General features: G+C 71.8%; 20 protein-coding genes and 1 pseudogene. 2 read left to right on the top strand and 19 right to left on the bottom strand.

The features are described 5' to 3' along the window. Positions 1–88: 88 nt before the first annotated feature. Positions 89–1,549 (bottom strand): sugar porter family MFS transporter, encoded by a 1,461-nt coding sequence (locus tag AS850_RS09285; RefSeq protein WP_119868859.1) that lies wholly within the window; start codon positions 1,547–1,549, stop codon positions 89–91. Between the two features lie 203 nt (positions 1,550–1,752). Here AS850_RS09285 and AS850_RS09290 point away from each other — a divergent pair. Further along, positions 1,753–2,169 (top strand): annotated as a pseudogene (locus tag AS850_RS09290) (peptidoglycan DD-metalloendopeptidase family protein); the annotation flags it as partial. Between the two features lie 144 nt (positions 2,170–2,313). Here AS850_RS09290 and AS850_RS09295 read toward each other — a convergent pair. The 10 genes from AS850_RS09295 to AS850_RS09340 all read right to left on the bottom strand — a co-directional run bounded on the left by AS850_RS09295 (position 2,314) and on the right by AS850_RS09340 (position 10,554). Next, the gene (locus AS850_RS09295) at positions 2,314–3,240 is read right to left on the bottom strand and encodes a tyrosine recombinase XerC (RefSeq protein WP_119868860.1); all 927 of its coding nucleotides are present in this window, start codon (positions 3,238–3,240) and stop codon (positions 2,314–2,316) included. After that, positions 3,237–4,163 carry a metallophosphoesterase gene (locus AS850_RS09300; RefSeq protein ID WP_119868861.1) on the bottom strand — a complete coding sequence of 309 codons (927 nt, stop codon included), beginning with the start codon at positions 4,161–4,163 and terminating at the stop codon, positions 3,237–3,239. The genes AS850_RS09295 and AS850_RS09300 overlap by 4 nt, the downstream gene beginning before the upstream one ends. Before the next feature lie 48 nt (positions 4,164–4,211). After that, on the bottom strand, positions 4,212–5,441 hold the full coding sequence (gene dprA / locus AS850_RS09305; RefSeq protein ID WP_236940669.1) for a DNA-processing protein DprA: 1,230 nt from the start codon (positions 5,439–5,441) through the stop codon (positions 4,212–4,214). After that, positions 5,438–6,973, bottom strand: coding sequence for a YifB family Mg chelatase-like AAA ATPase (locus AS850_RS09310; protein WP_119868862.1), 1,536 nt, complete (start codon positions 6,971–6,973; stop codon positions 5,438–5,440). Before AS850_RS09310 ends, dprA begins: the two co-directional genes overlap by 4 nt. Further along, positions 6,970–7,332, bottom strand: a complete 363-nt coding sequence (locus AS850_RS09315) for a YraN family protein (protein ID WP_119868863.1) — start codon at positions 7,330–7,332, stop codon at positions 6,970–6,972. Before AS850_RS09315 ends, AS850_RS09310 begins: the two co-directional genes overlap by 4 nt. A 134-nt stretch (positions 7,333–7,466) precedes the next feature. Then, on the bottom strand, positions 7,467–7,790 hold the full coding sequence (locus AS850_RS09320) for a DUF2469 family protein (protein WP_119868864.1): 324 nt from the start codon (positions 7,788–7,790) through the stop codon (positions 7,467–7,469). 99 nt (positions 7,791–7,889) lie between these two features. Beyond that, positions 7,890–8,525: a ribonuclease HII gene (locus AS850_RS09325; RefSeq protein WP_119868865.1), complete on the bottom strand. Its 636-nt coding sequence runs from the start codon at positions 8,523–8,525 to the stop codon at positions 7,890–7,892. A 31-nt stretch (positions 8,526–8,556) separates the two neighbouring features. Next, the gene (lepB, locus tag AS850_RS09330; protein ID WP_119868866.1) at positions 8,557–9,369 is read right to left on the bottom strand and encodes a signal peptidase I; all 813 of its coding nucleotides are present in this window, start codon (positions 9,367–9,369) and stop codon (positions 8,557–8,559) included. Between the two features lie 71 nt (positions 9,370–9,440). Further along, the gene (rplS, locus tag AS850_RS09335; RefSeq protein ID WP_119868867.1) at positions 9,441–9,791 is read right to left on the bottom strand and encodes a 50S ribosomal protein L19; all 351 of its coding nucleotides are present in this window, start codon (positions 9,789–9,791) and stop codon (positions 9,441–9,443) included. Between the two features lie 202 nt (positions 9,792–9,993). Continuing rightward, a complete protein-coding gene (locus AS850_RS09340; protein WP_119868868.1) occupies positions 9,994–10,554 on the bottom strand; it encodes a hypothetical protein in 561 nt (186 codons plus the stop codon). A gap of 38 nt (positions 10,555–10,592) precedes the next feature. Between AS850_RS09340 and map the strand changes: the two genes are divergently transcribed. Beyond that, positions 10,593–11,363 carry a type I methionyl aminopeptidase gene (map, locus tag AS850_RS09345; protein WP_119868869.1) on the top strand — a complete coding sequence of 257 codons (771 nt, stop codon included), beginning with the start codon at positions 10,593–10,595 and terminating at the stop codon, positions 11,361–11,363. Positions 11,364–11,373: 10 nt separating this feature from the next. On the opposite strand, the gene trmD is transcribed toward map, so the two are convergent. From trmD to AS850_RS09380, 8 genes are all read right to left on the bottom strand, one after another. Then, positions 11,374–12,069, bottom strand: coding sequence for a tRNA (guanosine(37)-N1)-methyltransferase TrmD (gene trmD / locus AS850_RS09350; RefSeq protein WP_119868870.1), 696 nt, complete (start codon positions 12,067–12,069; stop codon positions 11,374–11,376). A 7-nt stretch (positions 12,070–12,076) separates the two neighbouring features. Then, a complete protein-coding gene (gene rimM / locus AS850_RS09355; RefSeq protein WP_216819716.1) occupies positions 12,077–12,700 on the bottom strand; it encodes a ribosome maturation factor RimM in 624 nt (207 codons plus the stop codon). Positions 12,701–12,704: 4 nt separating this feature from the next. Beyond that, the gene (locus tag AS850_RS16685; RefSeq protein WP_216819718.1) at positions 12,705–12,941 is read right to left on the bottom strand and encodes an RNA-binding protein; all 237 of its coding nucleotides are present in this window, start codon (positions 12,939–12,941) and stop codon (positions 12,705–12,707) included. 3 nt (positions 12,942–12,944) lie between these two features. Beyond that, a complete protein-coding gene (gene rpsP / locus AS850_RS09360) occupies positions 12,945–13,364 on the bottom strand; it encodes a 30S ribosomal protein S16 (protein WP_119868872.1) in 420 nt (139 codons plus the stop codon). Positions 13,365–13,525: 161 nt separating this feature from the next. After that, entirely contained in the window at positions 13,526–13,969 is a 444-nt protein-coding gene (locus AS850_RS09365) for an ArsR/SmtB family transcription factor (RefSeq protein ID WP_123955481.1), read from the bottom strand. 137 nt (positions 13,970–14,106) lie between these two features. Beyond that, entirely contained in the window at positions 14,107–14,451 is a 345-nt protein-coding gene (locus AS850_RS09370) for a hypothetical protein (RefSeq protein ID WP_119868874.1), read from the bottom strand. Between the two features lie 361 nt (positions 14,452–14,812). After that, positions 14,813–16,921: an FAD-dependent oxidoreductase gene (locus AS850_RS09375; protein WP_216819720.1), complete on the bottom strand. Its 2,109-nt coding sequence runs from the start codon at positions 16,919–16,921 to the stop codon at positions 14,813–14,815. Next, entirely contained in the window at positions 16,902–17,735 is an 834-nt protein-coding gene (locus AS850_RS09380; protein WP_119868875.1) for an SDR family oxidoreductase, read from the bottom strand. Before AS850_RS09380 ends, AS850_RS09375 begins: the two co-directional genes overlap by 20 nt. Positions 17,736–17,746 lie beyond the last annotated feature (11 nt).

The following is a 17,746-nucleotide window of genomic DNA, read 5'->3' on the forward strand; positions in this document are numbered from 1 at the left end:
GGGTACATCGTAACACCGGAACGCCCCGCCCCCGAACGGGAGCGGGGCGTTCCTCGGGGCGTCGACCCGGGGCATCCTGCGGAGACGGTCAGGCGCGAGAGGTGGAAGTGACGGCGTCCTTGCCCATGTCCTCCAGCGATCGGCCCTTCGTCTCCTTGATCTTCGCCAGGACGAAGACGAACGACAGGAGGGCGAAGAGCGCGTAGATGCCGTAGGTGAGGGTGAGGTTCACGCTCGAGAGCACCGGGAAGGTGACGGTGACGACGAAGTTGGCGATCCAGTTCGCCGCGCTGCCGACGCCGAGCGCCGCGGCGCGGATCGACGGCGGGAACATCTCGCCGAGCAGGACCCACATGAGCGGGCCCCAGGTCGCGCCGAACGAGATGACGAAGAGGTTGGCCGCGATCAGGGCGACGATGCCCCAGGCACCCGGGAGGGACGGGTTGCCGTTCACGATGTCGGCCTGGCTGAAGGCGATCGCCATGAATCCGAGGCTGACCGTCATGCCGATCGACCCCGCGAGGAGCATCGGCCGCCGCCCGACCTTGTCGACCAGCAGGATCGCGACGAACGTGACCGCGACGTTGACCACGGAGGTGATCGTGGAGATGGTGAACGAGTCGCTCTCCTTGAAGCCGACGGCCTGCCAGAGAGTCGTCGAGTAGTAGAAGATCACGTTGATGCCGACGAACTGCTGGAAGATCGCCAGGATGATGCCGATCCAGACGATGGGCTGGAGGCCGAAGCGCGAGCCCCGGATGCTCGACTTCTTCGTGAGCTTGGCCTCGGTCTCGATCGCGTCGTTGATGTCGTGGAGGCTCGTCTCGACGGTCTCGGTCGGCACGATCTGGCTCAGGACCTCCCGGGCCTCGTCGTTGCGCCCCTCGGCCGCGAGATAGCGGGGCGACTCCGGCAGCCGGAGGGCCAGGACGCCGTAGACGACGCTCGGGACGACACCGACGATGAACATCCAGCGCCACGCGGGGATGGGGCCGAGCATCGCGTCGGCGGAGCCGGCCGTCACGGCGAAGATCTGGTCGGACAGGAGGGCGGCGAAGATGCCGAGCGTGATGGCGAGCTGCTGGAAGGAGCCCAGACGGCCACGGATCGCCTGGGGCGACACCTCGGAGATGTAGGCCGGAGCGATGACCGACGCGATGCCGATGCCGAGACCGCCGACGAGGCGCCAGATGATGAAGTCCCACGTGGCGAAGGCGAGGCCGGCGAAGATCGAGCTCACGAAGAAGAGGATCGAGGCGATGAACATGACCCGGATGCGACCCCAGCGATCGGCCATGCGGCCGCCCGCGTAGGCGCCCACTGCGCAGCCGATGAGGGCGGAGGCCACGGTGATGCCGGAGGCGGCCTCGGGGATGCCGAACGTCTTCGTGATGGAGTTGACGGCGCCGTTGATGACGGACGAGTCGAATCCGAAGAGGAACCCTCCGATGGCTGCGGCGACGGCCAGCGCGGTGACTCGCCGGTTGAGCTGCTTCGCGCTCGCGGGGGGACGTGGTGTTGCTCCGGACACTTCTGATCTCTTTTCCATCACGGGGAGCCTGACCCGTGACCACGACTCCCCCACATTTGGCGTGCACGCGTCGTTGTGCACAGAGAGCACCCTACGCTCCTCGCGCGATCCGCCGCCCGCCGCAGGATGACGGCATGGATCGACAGAGACTCACGGCCCGCGGGGTCGTCCGGATCGCCGCGGCCGCTGCGATGTGCCTGCTGTGTGTGGTGTGGGGCGTGATGGGTGACGCGCGGCTGGCCGCGGCGGCACCGGCGTCCGGGCCACCTGCCCCGCGTGACACGCCCACGCCGCGGTGGAGCTGGCCCCTCCCCGCGCCCCACCCCGTCGTGACGCCGTTCGAGAGACCGGAGGAGGTGTGGTCCCCCGGTCACCGGGGCATCGACGTCGGCGGGTCGGAACCCGGGGCCGTCGTCCTCGCGCCCGACTCGGGTGTCGTCCACTTCGCCGGCGTCGTGGTCGACCGGCCGGTCCTGTCGATCGAGCACGCCGACGGCGTCCTGTCGAGCTTCGAGCCGGTCACCGCCACCGTTCGTGCGGGAGAGTCGGTGGAGCGGGGCCGGCCGGTGGGCGTCCTGGAGGCGGGGCACTGCGGTGGGGCATCCTGCCTGCACCTCGGCGCGCGGATCGACGGGGAGTACGTCTCCCCGCTGCTCCTGCTCGGGGAGCTCCGGCCGTCCGTGCTGCTGCCGACGCGCGGGGCCGCCGCGGCTCCGCGGGCCGCGGACCGGGTGACGTGGGGCCCGGAGCCGAGAGGTCCGGAGGGGTCTGGCGAGCTGGGGTCAGGCCCTCGGGTGGGCCGTCCGGTAGCTCTCGCGCAGGCGCTCGGTCGAGACGTGCGTGTAGATCTGCGTCGTGCCGAGGCTCGCGTGTCCGAGCAGCTCCTGGACGGCGCGGAGGTCGGCGCCGCCGTCGAGGAGGTGGGTGGCGGCCGTGTGGCGGAGGGCGTGGGGGCCGGCCGGCCCCGTCCCGGGGATCGACTCCAGGAGTCGCGCGACGAGGGAGTAGACGGCGCGCGTCCCCAGCCGCCGCCCTGACGCACCGAGGAAGAAGGCCGTCGCATCGGCCCCCTCGGCGCGAGCGAGAACCGGCCTCGCCTTTTCCAGGTAGCTGCCGAGAGTCGCCGCCGCGGGGACCCCGAACGGGACGATCCTCTGCTTCGCCCCCTTGCCGACGACGCGGACGGTGAGGCGCTCGAGGTCGACGTCTCCGACGTCGCAGCCGACGAGCTCACCGACGCGGAGACCCGACCCGTAGAGGAGCTCGACGACCGCGAGGTCGCGCCGTGCAGACGGATCACCCGTCGACGCAGACGCCGCCAGCCCGTCGAGGAGGTCGTCGATCTGCGCTCGCGTCAGCACCCGCGGCAGACGACTCTCGGCCTTGGGGGCCCGGAGTCTTGCACCCGGGTCGAGCGGCAGGCGCCCGGACTCGTGGAGCCACCGCGTGAGCCCGCGCGCCGAGGCCGACCGGCGGGCGATGGTCGAGCGCGCCAGGCCCTGCTCGGTCGACGCCCAGAGCCAGTCGCGGAGGGTCTCGAGATCGAGTCCGGCGGTCTCCGGTTCGCCGTCGATCCTGCCGCGGACGAATGCGACGAGGGTGTCGAGGTCTCCGCCGTAGGCGCGGACGCTCTGGTCGCTGAGGCCCCGGGCGTGACGCAGGTGCGCGAGGAACTCCTCGGCGTCGTGGGCCAGGAGCCCCGTCGTCACGCCGGGCCGCCCGACGGCGGGCGCTTGCGCGAGAACGCCTCGAGGCGATCTTCGGGCGAGAGCGCCTCCAGGCGCGCGAGGAACTCCTCGTCGAGCAGGCCGACGGGCTCCTCCTCGTCGACGGGAACGCTCGAGTGCGTGATGCCGTCGGGATAGACGTGGACGAGCGAGAAGGTGCGGGCGCCGTCGACCTGGGAGAGGGTGCGCGGGGGTGCCGCGAGATCCATCGTCGTGCACGTCGCCGAGGCGACCGAGACCGGGATGCTCGCGAACGTGCCGAACGTCGAGTAGTGCAGATGGCCGCCCAGGACGGCCCGGACGTCGGTGCCGCGGACGACGTCGGCGAGTTCGTCCTGGTGCTGCAGCTGGAGGATATTCATGAGCTCGAGCGGCGTGCGGATCGGGGGGTGGTGGAGCGCCAGGAGGGTGCCGTGCTCGGCGGGCTCCGAGAGGATCCCGGCCAGCCACTCGAGCTGCGGGGCGGACACGTCGCCGTGGTGGTAGCCGGGCACGGTGCTGTCCAGGGACACGATGCGCAGCCCGCGGACGTCGTAGACGCGGTCCTGCGGGTGGTCCTCCGCCGGCCCCGCGAGCTCCGTGCCGAAGAGCTCCCTGGCGTAGACCGGCCGCTCGTCGTGGTTCCCCATGACCCACACCAGCTGGGCTCCGACCGATTCCGCGACCGGTTCGACGATGCTCCGGAGGCGCGCGTACGCCTCCGGCTCGCCCAGGTCGGTGAGGTCTCCCGTCAGGACGATGGCGTCGGGACGTCGCCCGGAGCGCTCCAGCTGCGTCAGGGCGCTCGCGATCTGCGCGTCGGTGTCGACGACCCCCTCCCACCGGCGGCGGCCGCCGAGGAAGTGCGTGTCGCTGAGGTGGGCGATGGTGAAATCGGCCCGCGGGGAGAGCCCTGACGTCGTCACGCGGTCAGCCTAGCCACGCCGGGCGCCGTCGGCGGGAGACGCGCGCCGTCAGCCCCGCCCGCGGAGCCAACCGCCCTCCCCCTCGACGGCTCGCCCGTCGAGCTCCAGGACCGCCAGCACGCCGGCGACCCGCTCGGCCGAGAGCCCGCTCGAGGCGGCGATCGCGGCCTCGTCGCGCGGCCGTCGACTGCTCAGGGCGTCGAGCACCCGCAGCTGCTCCGGTGGGAGCCGCAGTGGTCCGGCGTCGCCGCCGAGATCGAGCGTGGGCATCACGAGCTGGCGGACGTCGTCGGCACTCGTCACGCAGACGGCACCCCCGTCGCGCAGGAGCCGGTGGCACCCGGCCGACGCGGGCGACGTCACCGGCCCCGGCACGACGCCGAGCGGCCGCCCGAGCGCGGCCGCGTGGCCAGCGGTGTTGAGGGCTCCCGAGCGATGCCCCGCCTCCACGACCACGGTCGCCGCCGTCAGAGCCGCGAGGATCCTGTTCCGCTGAAGGAATCTCCACCGGCTCGGGGAGGTCCCGCAGGGGAGCTCGGAGACCACGGCGCCGCGCGCGGCGACGCGCGACAGGAGGTCGTGGTGGCCCGCCGGATAGAGGCGATCCACACCACCGGCCATGACCGCGGCGGTCGTCCCCTCGGCGGCGAGGGCGGCCCGGTGGGCCATCCCGTCGATACCGTAAGCGCCACCGGAGTGCACGGCGAACCCGCGCGAGACGAGACCGTCGGCGAGCTCCGCGGCGACCTGCTCGCCGTAGGCCGACGCCGCCCGGCAGCCGACGAGCGCCACGGAGGGCCCTGACACGAGGACGCCGGGGTCGCCCCGGACCCACAGGGCCGCCGGCCCGTGCGCCCCCAGATCGGACAGTCCGCCCGGCCACTCCGGATCACCGGCCACGACGAGACGGACCCCCATCACGCGCGCGCTCCGGAACGCTCCGCGGAGCCGCCCCTCGACGGCTCGGGGCGCCCAACGCGCCCGGGCCGCCGCGAGGCCGAGCCGCGACGGATCCGGCACCCCGGCATCGGTCAGACGTCGTTCGACGACGGCGTCGCTCTCGTCGAGGGCGACGAGAGCCGCCGCCGGGCCCAGGGCCAACCGCAGGACGCCCGCCGTCGCATCGCCGGGCTCCACGAGGCACGACCAGACGGCGTCCGCGAACGCGTCGCGCCGAGTGGCGTTCTCGGTCGAATCGGGCGCGGCAGGTCGGAGCGGCGCCAGGAGATCGGCGATCTCCCGATCGGAGAAGCCCGCCACCTCTCGCCCGGCGATCACAGCGACCGCCGCAGCGCCAGCGCGGAGGCGACGTGGTCGGCCGTCGGCCGATCCGCCTCGTCGAGGTCGGCCAGGGTCCATGCGACGCGGAGCACGCGGTCGTAGCCGCGCATCGTCAGGGCGCCACTCTCGAGAGCGCGATCGATCGCCGCCGTCACGCCGAGCGGCGGGCGGACCGCCTCCGAGCGGAGGAACATGCCCGTCACCTCGCTGTTGAGGCGCCAGGGGGTCTCGCGGAGACGATGCCGTGCCCGCTCGCGTGCGGCGAGCACGCGCTCCCGGGCGGCCGCGGTGGAGATCGTCCGCGTTTCCGGGTCGGCGGCGAGCCGGAACTGGGCGGACGCGATCCGACCGACGCGGAGCTGCATGTCGATGCGGTCGACGAGCGGGCCGGAGAGCCGCCCGAGGTAGCGCCGCCGATCGTGCGGGGAACAGGTGCAGGCGAGGTCGCGCGAGCCGAACTGCCCGCAGGGACACGGGTTGGCGGCGAGGACGAGCTGGAAACGCGCGGGGAAGACCGCCACCGCGCGCGACCGATGGACCTGGATCTCGCCCGATTCAAGAGGCTGTCGCAGGCAGTCGAGGACGGCGGGTGCGAACTCCGGCGCCTCGTCGAGGAAGAGGACGCCGCGGGAGGCCCTGGACGCGGCTCCCGGACGCAGGACCGCACTGCCGCCGCCGACGAGCGAGGCGGCACTGCAGGAGTGGTGCGGGCTCTCGAAGGGCGGCCGGCGCTCGAGGTCGCCCGCGACCGGTTGCCCGCAGAGCGAGCGGATCGACGACACCTCCAGCGCCGAGTCGACGTCGAGGTCGGGCAGGAGGCCCGGGAGTCGAGCCGCGAGCATGCTCTTCCCCGCGCCGGGCGGGCCGACCATCAGGAGGTGGTGTCCGCCCGAGGCGGCCGCGATGAGGGCTTTGACGGCCACCGGGTTGCCGATCACGTCGCTGAGCTCCGGGACGACGGACGCGTCGCGGGACGGATGAGCGAGCCCGAGCGGATCGACGGGCACGGGCTCGAACGCCCCTCCGTGCCAGATCGCGGCCTCACGGAGACTCGCCACCCCCACGACGCGGATGTCGGGCACGAGGGACGCCTCGTCGACGTTGGCGCTCGGCACCATGACGATGCCCGCCCCGGAGTGGGCGGCGCCGAGGACGGCCGGCAGCACCCCCGTGATCGGACGGAGCCGGCCGTCGAGGCCGAGCTCGCCGAGGTGGACCACCCGCTCCACGGAGGCGGACTCGACCAGGTCGGCGGCCGCCAGGGCCGCCACGGCGATGCCGAGGTCGAACGACGACCCGTGCTTGGGCACCGACGCCGGGGAGAGATTGACGGTCAGCTTGCGGGGCGGGAGCGGGCATCCCGAATTGCTCGCCGCGGCCCGGACGCGATCGCGCGCCTCGCCGAGCGACGCATCCGGGAGCCCGATCAGGACGAACCCGGGAAGCCCGTCGCTGATGTCGGCCTCGATCTCGACGACCGAGCCGGTGAGCCCGAGGAGGGTGACCACCCGCGTGCGCGCCACGCTCACGCGGAGACCTGCTCGAAGTGGAGCAGTTCGTGCGATCCGTCGGGCCGGAGCGTGATCCCGATCACGTCGATCTGGATCGATCGACCGGCCGCCTCCGCGTTCTCCAGCAACCAGGCGCCGGCCAGGAGTCGGAGTCGGGCGAGCTTCGCCGGGGTCACGGCCTCGAGGGGATGGCCCGCACCGTGTCCGTAGCGGGTCTTCACCTCGACGACCACGACCGCGTCGCCCTCCGCCGCGACGATGTCGATCTCACCCTGCCGACAGCGCCAGTTGCGGCGCAGGATCCGGTAGCCCACCCCCTCGAGGTAGTCGGCGGCGATCTCCTCGCCGCGGCGTCCGCGCTCCACGTTCTTCGTCATCCCGACCTCTCGGGCCGGGGACTTCCCGGCCTTCCGAGACGAGGTTCGCGGACGGGGGCCCTCCCGCGCGGCGTCCCGGGGGATCTGGGGAGAAAGCCTGCCGGCGGGTCGCCTGTGGAGGAGAGGCGAAGGCGCTACTCGTCGAGCGCGAGTTCTTTCGGCAGCTCGAGGTCGCGCGTCGTGAGCTCCTCGACGTTGACGTCTTTGAAGGTCAGCACCCGCACGGACTTCACGAAGCGGTCGGAGCGGTAGACGTCCCACACCCAGACGTCGCTCATCGTCAGCTCGAAGTAGAAGTCGTGCTCGGTGTCGCGGCGGACCAGCTCCACCTCGTTCGCGAGGTAGAAGCGCCGTTCCGTCTCGATGACGTACCGGAACTGCGAGACCACGTCGCGATACTCACGGTAGAGCGCCAGTTCGACCTCGCGGTCGTAGTCTTCGAAATCGTCGTCGTCCATCGAGGGACCATCCTACGCATCCCGCCCGGCCCCGGACGCACCGTCTCGCGGCCGGACGCGACCCGTCTCGCCCCGATCGGAGGGCTCGACGCAGGCGACTCAGTGCAGCCAGCTGAGCCGATGGATCGGAGACGGCCCGAGCAGCCGGAGGGCGTCGTAGTGGGCGCTCGATCCGTATCCCTTGTTGCCGGCCCAGCCGTAGCCGGGGTGCTCGGCGTCGTACGCGATCATCATCCGGTCGCGGTGGACCTTGGCGATGACCGAGGCGGCGGCGACGGAGGCGCAGTCGCGGTCGGCCTTGACCCGCGTGACGACGCGCGGCGGACGGGAGAGCGCGGGCGTCAGCCAGTCGTGGCTGCCGTCGAGGAGGACGACGGAGTCCAGGATGCCCACTCCGCTCTCGTGGAGCTGGACGAGCGCTCGCCTGGCCGCCAGCCCGAGCGCCACGACGATCCCCACCCGGTCGACCTCGCCGGCGTCCGCGAGCCCCACCGCCGAGACGGAGCACCAGCTCTGCGCGACCGGATACAGGGCCTCGCGACGCTTCTCGCTGAGCATCTTGCTGTCCCGGAGCCCGACCGGGATCGGCTCGCAGTCGGGCAGGACGGCACTGACCCCGACCGCGACGGGGCCCGCGATCGCACCCCGGCCCACCTCGTCGCACCCGAGGACCCACGAGGCCCCCTCCTCGTGGAGGCCGCGCTCGATCTCGAGCGTCGGATCGGCGACGGCCATCAGCGACCGCCGGGGGCCGACCGGCAGCCCGTCATCGTGAGGCGCTCCCAGTGCCGCGGAACACGCTCGGGAAATCGTCGAGGAGACCCCAGCGGCTGGAGGGCCACGTGATGACGAAGGCGCGACCCACGACGTCGCTCATCGGCACGAAGCCCTTCGAGGGCGTGCTCGTCTGGAGTCGGCTGTCGGCCGAGTTGTCGCGATTGTCGCCCTCGACCCAGAGGGACCCGGCGGGGACCGTCACGGAGAACGGGATCTTCCGCTGCTCGCCCGCCGGCGTCTTGACGTACGGCTCGTCGAGCGGGACACCGTCGACGGTCGTCTGCCCGAAGTCGTTGCAGCAGGAGACCGTGTCGCCCGGGAGGCCGATGACGCGCTTGACGAGGTGGTCGCCGCTGTCCTGCGTCCCGAGGCCGACCTGCGTCAGGAACCACTGGAAGCCGTCGACGACCGGGTTGCCCGTCGTCGAGGACGGCTGCTCCCCCGCGCTCAGCCAACCGCCAGGATCGGTGAAGACGATGACGTCGCCGCGCTTCACGGCGACCGCCCCGGGGACGAGCTCGTTGACGATGATGCGGTCGTTGATCTGGAGCGTGTTCTCCATCGACGCCGACGGGATGTAGAAGGACCGGACGAGGAACGTCTTGACGAGGAACGAGATCATCAGAGCCGCGACGAAGATGATCACGATGTCGCGGACGAAACGGCCCGTGGAGCCGCGCTTGGTCCTGCTCCGGCTCCCGCCGCGTCGCCGACCGGCTCCGTCGACCTCTCGGGCGGAGCGACGCCCGTGGAGCGCCTCGCTCGCGGAACCGTCGTGCGCCCTGGACGCGTCTTCTGTCATTTAATCACCGAACTCCCCGCAGAATCGTACTGGACGGGGAGTTCGGGTGAAGCCTCGGTGAAGGGCGCGGCTCAGTTGTCGCGCTTCTCCTTGATCTTGGCCTTCTTGCCGCGGAGTTCGCGGAGGTAGTAGAGCTTCGCGCGGCGGACGTCGCCGCGGCTGACGATCTCGATGTGGTCGATGACCGGCGAGTGGACGGGGAACGTGCGCTCCACGCCGACCTGGAAGCTGACCTTGCGGACGCAGAACGTCTCGCGGATGCCGTCGCCCTGGCGGCCGATGACGACGCCCTGGAACACCTGGATGCGCGAGCGCGTGCCCTCGATGATGTTGACGTGGACCTTGACGGTGTCGCCGGCGCGGAAGTCGGGGACATCGCTGCGAAGCGACGCGGCATCCAGACTGTCGAGGATGTGGCTCATGATGGTTCGCTCTCTCGGGCCGCCACAGGTCGACCGCGGGTTCGTCGTAAAGGGGAAGTGCGCCCGATGATGCGGCGCCGGTGCCTCGTGAAGAGCCGACTCCCCTGTGGCAGAGTCGTGCGCGGGCACAAACGCTTATTGTGCCACAGCCGGACGGCTCCCCGCTACGCGCGGGCGAGGGCCGTCGACTCCTCGAAGGCCGTCAGGCCCGCGGCGTGATGCGGATGGTGCGCTCGGGGTCGCTCGCGAAGGACGGCTCGCGGAACGTCGCGCTCCGCCGCGCCGGATCGAGACCGGCCAGGGCGCGCTGGACGCCGGCCCGGGCCTCCTGCACGGCCTGCCAGACGCCCGCCACGATCAGACCGCCGACCGCCGCGACGGTGAGGACGATCGACGCGGCGGAGAGGGCCGTCGAGACCGCCAGCGACGACGACCCCGCCAGGGCGGTGAACGCCGACGCGGTCGATGCCCTCGCCCCCGAGTCGACGAGGAAGAAGCCGATACCGAGCTGCCCGACCCAGGCGAGAGCCAGCAGCACGGCGTCGAGACCGGAGACGGCGCGCGAGCGTCGGACCGACGAGCGGAGGAACACGATCCCGCCGGCGGCGGCCTGCCCGACGAAGAGCAGCGGCACGAGGACGATCTGCGCCAGGAACTGGTAGCCGAGCGGGGCTCCGAAGAACGCCCGCCCGAGGAACACCCACAGCGGCAGGACGATCGAGGCCACCCAGAGGGCCGAGAAGAACGCGCGTCGCAACCACATGGTGGGAATCGTACGAGCGGACGGTGAAGAATGGCTGCATGATCGACCTGCGAACGCCCGGAGAGATCGACGCCATGAAAGCGGCAGGACGCTTCGTGGCCTCGGTCCTCGAAGCCACCCGCGATGCCGCCCGCCCCGGGGTGAACCTCCTCGAGCTCGACGCCCTCGCGCACGAGATGATCCGCGGGGCCGAAGCGGAGAGCTGCTACATCGACTACCACCCGTCGTTCGGGGCCAGCCCGTTCGGGAAGGTCATCTGCACCTCCGTCAACGACGCCGTCCTCCACGGCCTCCCGCACGACTACGCGCTCCGAGACGGCGATCTCCTCAGCCTCGACTTCGCGGCCAAGGTCGACGGCTGGGTCGCCGACTCCGCGATCAGCCTCGTCGTCGGCGGTCGGGCGAGCGCGCAGGATGCCCGACTCATCGCCACCTGCGAGCAGGCTCTCGCCCGGGGCATCGCCGCCGCGCAGCCCGGCGGGCGCATCGGCGACATCTCCGCCGCGATCGGGGCGGTGGCGCACGAGGCCGGCTACTCGGTCAACCTGCAGTTCGGCGGGCACGGGGTCGGCACGGAGATGCACGGCGATCCGCACGTGGCGAACGACGGTCGCGCGGGACGCGGGTTCCCCCTCAAACCGGGTCTCGTCATCGCGATCGAACCGTGGCTGATGGAGTCCACCGACGAGATCTACACCGATCCCGACGGCTGGACCCTGCGGAGCGCGGACGGATCGAGGACGGTCCACGTCGAGCACACGGTCGCGATCACCGCGGACGGACCGCTCGTCCTGACCGCGCGGTCGTAGCGCCGGATCGTCAGTCGGGCAGGAGGTCGGGCCGCACGCGACGGGTGCGCTCGAGCTGCTGCTCGCGGCGCCAGGAGGCGATCGCCCCGTGGTTGCCGCCGAGCAGGATCGGGGGCACCTCGAGCCCACGCCACACGGAGGGCTTGGTGTAGCTCGGGTACTCGAGCAGGCCGTCCTCGTGGCTCTCCTCGGTCAGGCTCTCCGGGTTGCCGACGACGCCCGGAACCAGCCTGCCGATGGCCTCGATCATGGCCATCGCCGCGACCTCGCCCCCGTTGAGGACGTAGTCGCCCAGGCTGACCTCGCGGACCTCGACGTTCTCGCGGGTCGCGGCGTGGTCGATCACGCGCTGGTCGATCCCCTCGTAGCGGCCGCAGGTGAACACGAGCCGGGGCGCCAGGGCGAGCTCGCGCGCCTGAGCCTGGGTGAACGGGGTGCCGGCCGGCGAGGGTACGACGACGATCGTTCCGGGAGGGGGATCCTGCAGGATCGCGTCGAGCGCCTCGCCCCACGGCTCGGGCTTCATGACCATCCCCGCTCCCCCGCCGTACGGGGTGTCGTCGACGGTGCGGTGACGGTCGTGCGTGAAGTCGCGGAGGTCGTGGACGGCGACGTCGAGCAGCTTCTGCTGGCGGGCCCTGCCGAGGAGGGAGACGTCGAGGACGCCGAAGAACTCCGGGAAGATCGTGACGATGTCGATGCGCACGGCGGAGCTAGCCGGTCTCGGCGGTGTCGCCGGTCTCGGCGGTGTCGTCGGTCTCGGCCGGGGCCGGCTCGTCGTCGGGGACCTCTTCGAAGAGGCCGACGGGCGGGGTCACGGTGACGACTCCTGCGGCCAGATCGACCGTCGGCACGATGGCGCTGACGAACGGCACGAGGACTTCGCCCGACGGGGTGTCGACGGCGAGGAGATCCTGCGCCGGCAGGTGGTCTACCCGCGCGATGACGCCGACGGGGGCTCCGTCGCGGTGGACGCTGAGGCCGACGAGCTGGTGGTCGAACCAGGCGTCGGGCTCGTCGCTGACTTCGACGCCCTCGTGCTCGACCCAGAGAATCGCCTTCACGAGCGTCTCGGCGGCGGAGCGGTCGTCGACGCCATGGAAGAAGCCGACGGGGTGGGAGTTGTACCAGCGGAGCTCCGTGAGCTCGAGGGTCTTGCCGTGCCAGGGCGACTCGGGGGGCACCTGGAGCGAGAACACGGCCCCGGGCACGAAGCGCTTCTCGGGAGCGTCGGTGTAGAGCTCGAGCTTGAGGGCGCCCTTGAGGCCGTGCGCCTTGGTCAGGCGCCCGACGCGGAGCTCGGTCTTACCGGCTCCGGGGGATGCGGGGGTGGCCACCCGATCAGGAATCGGTGTCGACGACGTCGACGCGCACGCGCTTCCCGTCGGCCAGAGCCGTGACGAGGGTGCGGAGCGCCTTGGCGGTGCGCCCGGAGCGTCCGATGACGCGTCCGAGGTCTTCGGGGTGGACTCGAACCTCGAGCACGTCGCCGCGCGGGGAGGTCTTCGAGGACACCTGCACCTCATCCGGGTGATCGACGATCCCCCGGACGAGGTGTTCGAGTGCAGGTGCGAGCACCGACTACGCCTCGGTCGACTCGGACTCGGCAGCCTCGGCGGCCGGAGCCTCGGGGGCCTTCTCGGCGGGCTTCTCCGCCTTGGGCTTGAGGACGGGCTTCTTCTTCTCGTCGGCGACGAAGGCCTCCTTGGGGGCCTTGGTCTTGACGGTGCTCGTGGCGTTGGCGTCACCCTTGAAGGTGCCCCAGTCGCCGGTGAGCTTGAGGATGGCGGCGACCTGCTCGGTCGGCTGGGCGCCGACGCCGAGCCAGTACTGCGCACGCTCGGAGTCGACCTCGATGAACGAGGGCTCCTCGGTGGGGTGGTACTTGCCGATCTCCTCGATGACGCGACCGTCGCGCTTGGTGCGCGAGTCGGCGACGACGATGCGGTAGTACGGGGCGCGAATCTTACCGAGACGCTTCAGACGGATCTTGACAGCCACAATTCTCCTGTAGGCATTGTTTTGGGCGAGTTGCTAGCCGTGAGCGTGGGGGCACACTCGGCTCGAAAGCTCTGATGAAGTCACTTGCCGCCGACCGGTCTTCAACGGACCATCGGCACGGCCACCTGATTAGAGGGTCGGGTGGCCGCAGACTCGACCTCTCATTGTTGCAGACCAGGACCCATACGGCCAATCTCATTCGAGTCGGCGCGCCGCTCGGGCGAGCGCGGCCGGGGCCACCGCGCTTCCGGCAGCTCCCCTCGGACGTGATAGCCGGATCCCCGCCGATCGTCCCACAGGCGTCTCAGCTCGGCCACTCGGTCCTCCAGCCTCGTGATGGCGGTGTCGTCGAGCCGGTAGTACCGGTTCGGCCACGCATTCCGAACCCGGACGAAGCCGGTGCGGTGGAGGATCTTGAGGTGCCGCGTGACGGCGGGCCAACCGATTTCGTAGGCCGAGCAGACCATGTCGGCCAGTTCGCCGGCCGGAGCCTCGTAGACGGCGAGCAGTTCCACGAGGTACCGGCGCACCGGATGTCCCATCACCTGGAAGGGATCCATGGCGCCGGGTGGCCAGGGTCTGTCGAATCGCTGTCGCTCGCTCATGGCAGGAGCCTCGGGGAACGGACGCGCGTGGCCTCGGTCGTGCGGGCGGTCGGTGGAGAGGCGGTCGCTGCGCGAGGGTTGTGGAGGACGGGTGTCTTCGAGCCGCCGCCGCTCGGCCGCTCAGCCGGCTCCGCCGCTCATCCGCTCAGCCGGCTCGCGACGAGGAGCGACGCCACCGGTGCCACGAGGACGATGAGTCCCACGAGCGCCACGTCGCGACGGGGCTGCCCGCCGATGAGGACCGCCACGTCGGCAAAGACGGTGATGATCCAGAGGCCCAACGAGATCAGGCCGGTCGCCAGGGCGACCACGATGTCGGGACCGGACCCGCAGGAGACCTCGCAGGCCGGGCCGTCGTTCGTGCCCGCGTACGTCCAGATCGTCAGTCCCAGACCGGCTGCAGCGGCGGCGTTCAGGGCTCCCAGTCGGATCGCCGCCTTCGCTCGAGGTGCGGCGCGGCTCCGTCGCTCTGATCCCTTCACGTGTGGAACGCTAACCGATGGCCGGACTGACCCGGTGCCCGTCGTCCTCCGTCGCCGACCGCCATCCACTCGCCCCATGTCGCTCGCCGCGGGAAAACGTGTGTCTCCGAGCCTGTACAGCTCCCCCTGAATTCAGGCGCATCTGAATATCCGGACCGGTCCCGGCCCGCCTCCGTCCGCGCGACGCCCGCGCGGGTTTCAGATCCGCCTGAATTCAGGGCGGGCGGAAACGGCGCGTCGGTCGGCGTGACGGCCATGCGGCACCGCGGAGGCGTCGTTTCAGGGCCGCCTGAATTCAGGCGGACCTGTACCGGCCCAAGAGGACAGGGTTTGCCCGGCGGCCGGGGCGGGGCTGGGCGGATCAGGGCGCGATCGCCCGCGCGGCCTCGAGACCCTGGGTCGTCGCCCGGACCGCGTCGACACCCGAGGCGTCGAGCGCCCCGCCGACGACGGTGTGCGGCAGACCCGCGGCGGCGAGCGACTCGACCAGGCCTCGGACCGGCTCCTGCCCCGCGCAGACGATCACGACGTCGGCGGGGACCTCGACGACGGCGCCGGACTCGTCGACGACGTCGACGACGCCGGCGCGGATCTCGCGGTACTCGATCGGTCCGACGAGCCGGACACCCGCGGCCCGGAGGCGACCGAGAGCCACCCAGCGGGAGGTGGGGCCCGTGCCGCTCCCGAACGTCCCGGAGCGGCTCAGGACCGTCACGGAAGCGCCGGGGCGCACCTCGTGCGGACGCGCGACGGCTCGCCGCTGCGGCGCGGACGCCGCGGCGGTCGACCCCTCCGGGAGACCGTTCTCGCGGGCGAATGCCGAAGCGCGGACCGACTCGCGACCCGACTCGACGAGGAACGTCGCTGTGTCGATCCCGATGCCACCGGCGCCCACGATCGCGACGCTGCCCGGGGGGACGCCCTCGCGGAGAGCCCGCTCGTACGTCAGGACGTGAGGCAGGTCCGCGCCCGGGAGGTCGAGGGCCCGCGGCTCCACCCCCGTCGCGACGACGACGTGGTCGAACGACACCAGGTCGGGGACGGCGACCCGCCGCCCCGTCACGATCGTCGCCCCGAGGAGCTCCAGCTCGGCCCGGAACGAGTCGACCGGACCCGCGTAGTCCTCCTTGCCCGGGATCGACGCCGCGAGGTCGAACTGACCGCCGAGCGCCGGGCGGGCCTCGAAGACGGTGACGTCGCTGCCGCGTCGGGCGAGGTCGAGGGCCGCTGAGAGCCCGGCCGGACCGGCGCCGACCACGGCGACCCTCCGGTTCCTGCGCGACGGCACGAGCGCGAACTCGAGCTCGCGACCCGCACGCGGGTTGACGAGGCACGAGACGGCTCGGCCGAAGAGCGACCGGTCGATGCAGGCCTGATTGCAGCCGATGCAGGGGGTGACGAGGTCGAAACGGCCGGAGAGGCTCTTGGCGACGATCGCCGGATCCGCCAGGAAGGGCCGAGCCATCGCCACGGCGTCGACCCGCCCGCGGCGCAGGACGTCCTCCGCGTCGCGGAGATCGGTCAGACGGTTGCTCGCGATCACGGCGACGCCCGGGCGGGAGCCTTCACGGACGACCCCCGCGATGCGCTCCGCGAGCGGCACCCACACCCCGTGCGGCACGGCGGCCTGCACCGTGGGGACCCGCGACTCGTGCCAGCCGACCCCCACGCTGATGCCGTCGACGCCCGCGTCGACGAGCGCCCGCACGAGGTCGTCGACGTCTCCGGGGGTGGAGGAGCCCGGCATGAGGTCGTCGCCGGAGATCCGCACGCTCACGGGGAAACCCGGCGACACGGCGGCCCCGATGGCGTCGACGACCGCCACGGCGAAGCGTCGACGCCGCGCCGCGTCCCCGCCCCAGGCGTCGTCGCGCAGATTCGTGATCGGCGAGCAGAACTGGTTGACGAGATAGCCCTCGGACGCCATCAGCTCGACCGCGTCGAAGCCGAGGCCCTCGGCCGTCCGGGCGGCGTGGGCGAAGTCGTCGATGGTCCGCAGGATGCCCGCCTCGTCGAGAGCGCGCGGCACCGCTCCCCGCGCCCCGCGCCACGCCACGGCGGAGGGCGCGACCACCTCGGCCGCCTCCCCGTCCGGCCCCACGAGCCCCTCGGTGAGCGCGTACCGCCCCGCGTGGAACAACTGCGCGGCGATGGCCCCGCCGGCCTCGTGGACTGCTGCCACGGCGACCCGCAACCGCGCGTCCGACGCCGGGTCTCCGAGCACCGCGTAGTCGACGCCGCCCCGTCCTTCGGCGTTGACGGCGAGACCGCCGGTGATCACGAGGTCGGCGCCGCCCTCGACCCGCTCCCGGTAGAAGCGCGCCAGCGCCTCTCCCCCGTCGTCGCGCGTCTCGAGACCCGTGTGCATGCTGCCGACGACGACGCGGTGCTGGAGCCGGAGCCGGCCCAGCGACCAAGGCGTCGACGTGACGTCGAGCGCGTCCGTGGACTCAGGAGGCGTCGGAGGCACCGAGGACCGCGTCGCGCAGGGGGCTCGTCGTGTCGGCCCAGAACGGCGGGGCGACGATCGTGAGGCCGCCGTCGACGGAGAGCGTCTGCCCGGTGATGTAGCCGGCCCGGTCGCTCAGGAGGAAGTCGATCGCGTCGGCCATGTCGTCGGCCGTGCCCTTGCGCTGCAGCGGGATCTTCTCGAGCACCGTCTCCATGGGAGCCATGCCGGGGACCGAACCGTAGAAGTAGTCGAGCGAATCGGTGTCGATCAGGCCGCCGTTGACGGCGTTGACCGTGATCCCGCGGGGGCCGTACTCGGTCGCCATGAAGGTGACCCACGCCTCGTTGGCGGCCTTCGCGGCTCCGAGCGCGGCGTAGGTCGGGAAGGCGCGGAGCGAGCCGTAGCTCGTCACCGTGACGATGCGACCGCCGTCGGGCATCAGCTCGGCGGCGCGCTGCGCCATCAGGACGAACGAGCGCGTGTTCGTCGCGTAGCTCCGGTCGAGGTGGTGGAGCTTCAGCTGCGACACCGGCTTGAAGGCCGCGGCTGCGGCGTTCGCGACGAAGAGGTCGAGGCGGCCGTAGCGCTCGGTCACCTCGGCGAAGAGCCGGTCGATGTCGTCGGGCTGCTCGATGTCGGCCTGCACGGTGAGACCGTCCGCACCCGCGGCACGGATCTCCCGGAGGGTCTCCTCCGCGAGGTCGGCGTTCTTCTTGTAGTTGACGACCACGTCGACGCCGCGCGCGGCGAGCTTCAGGGCGAGGACCTTGCCGATGCCGCGGGACGAGCCCGTGACGAGGGCGACGGGGCGGGCGGGTGTTTCGGGAGCCACGGAGGGCCTTT

It is taken from the genome of Frondihabitans sp. 762G35 (assembly GCF_002074055.1).
In the GTDB taxonomy this organism is placed as follows: domain Bacteria; phylum Actinomycetota; class Actinomycetes; order Actinomycetales; family Microbacteriaceae; genus Frondihabitans.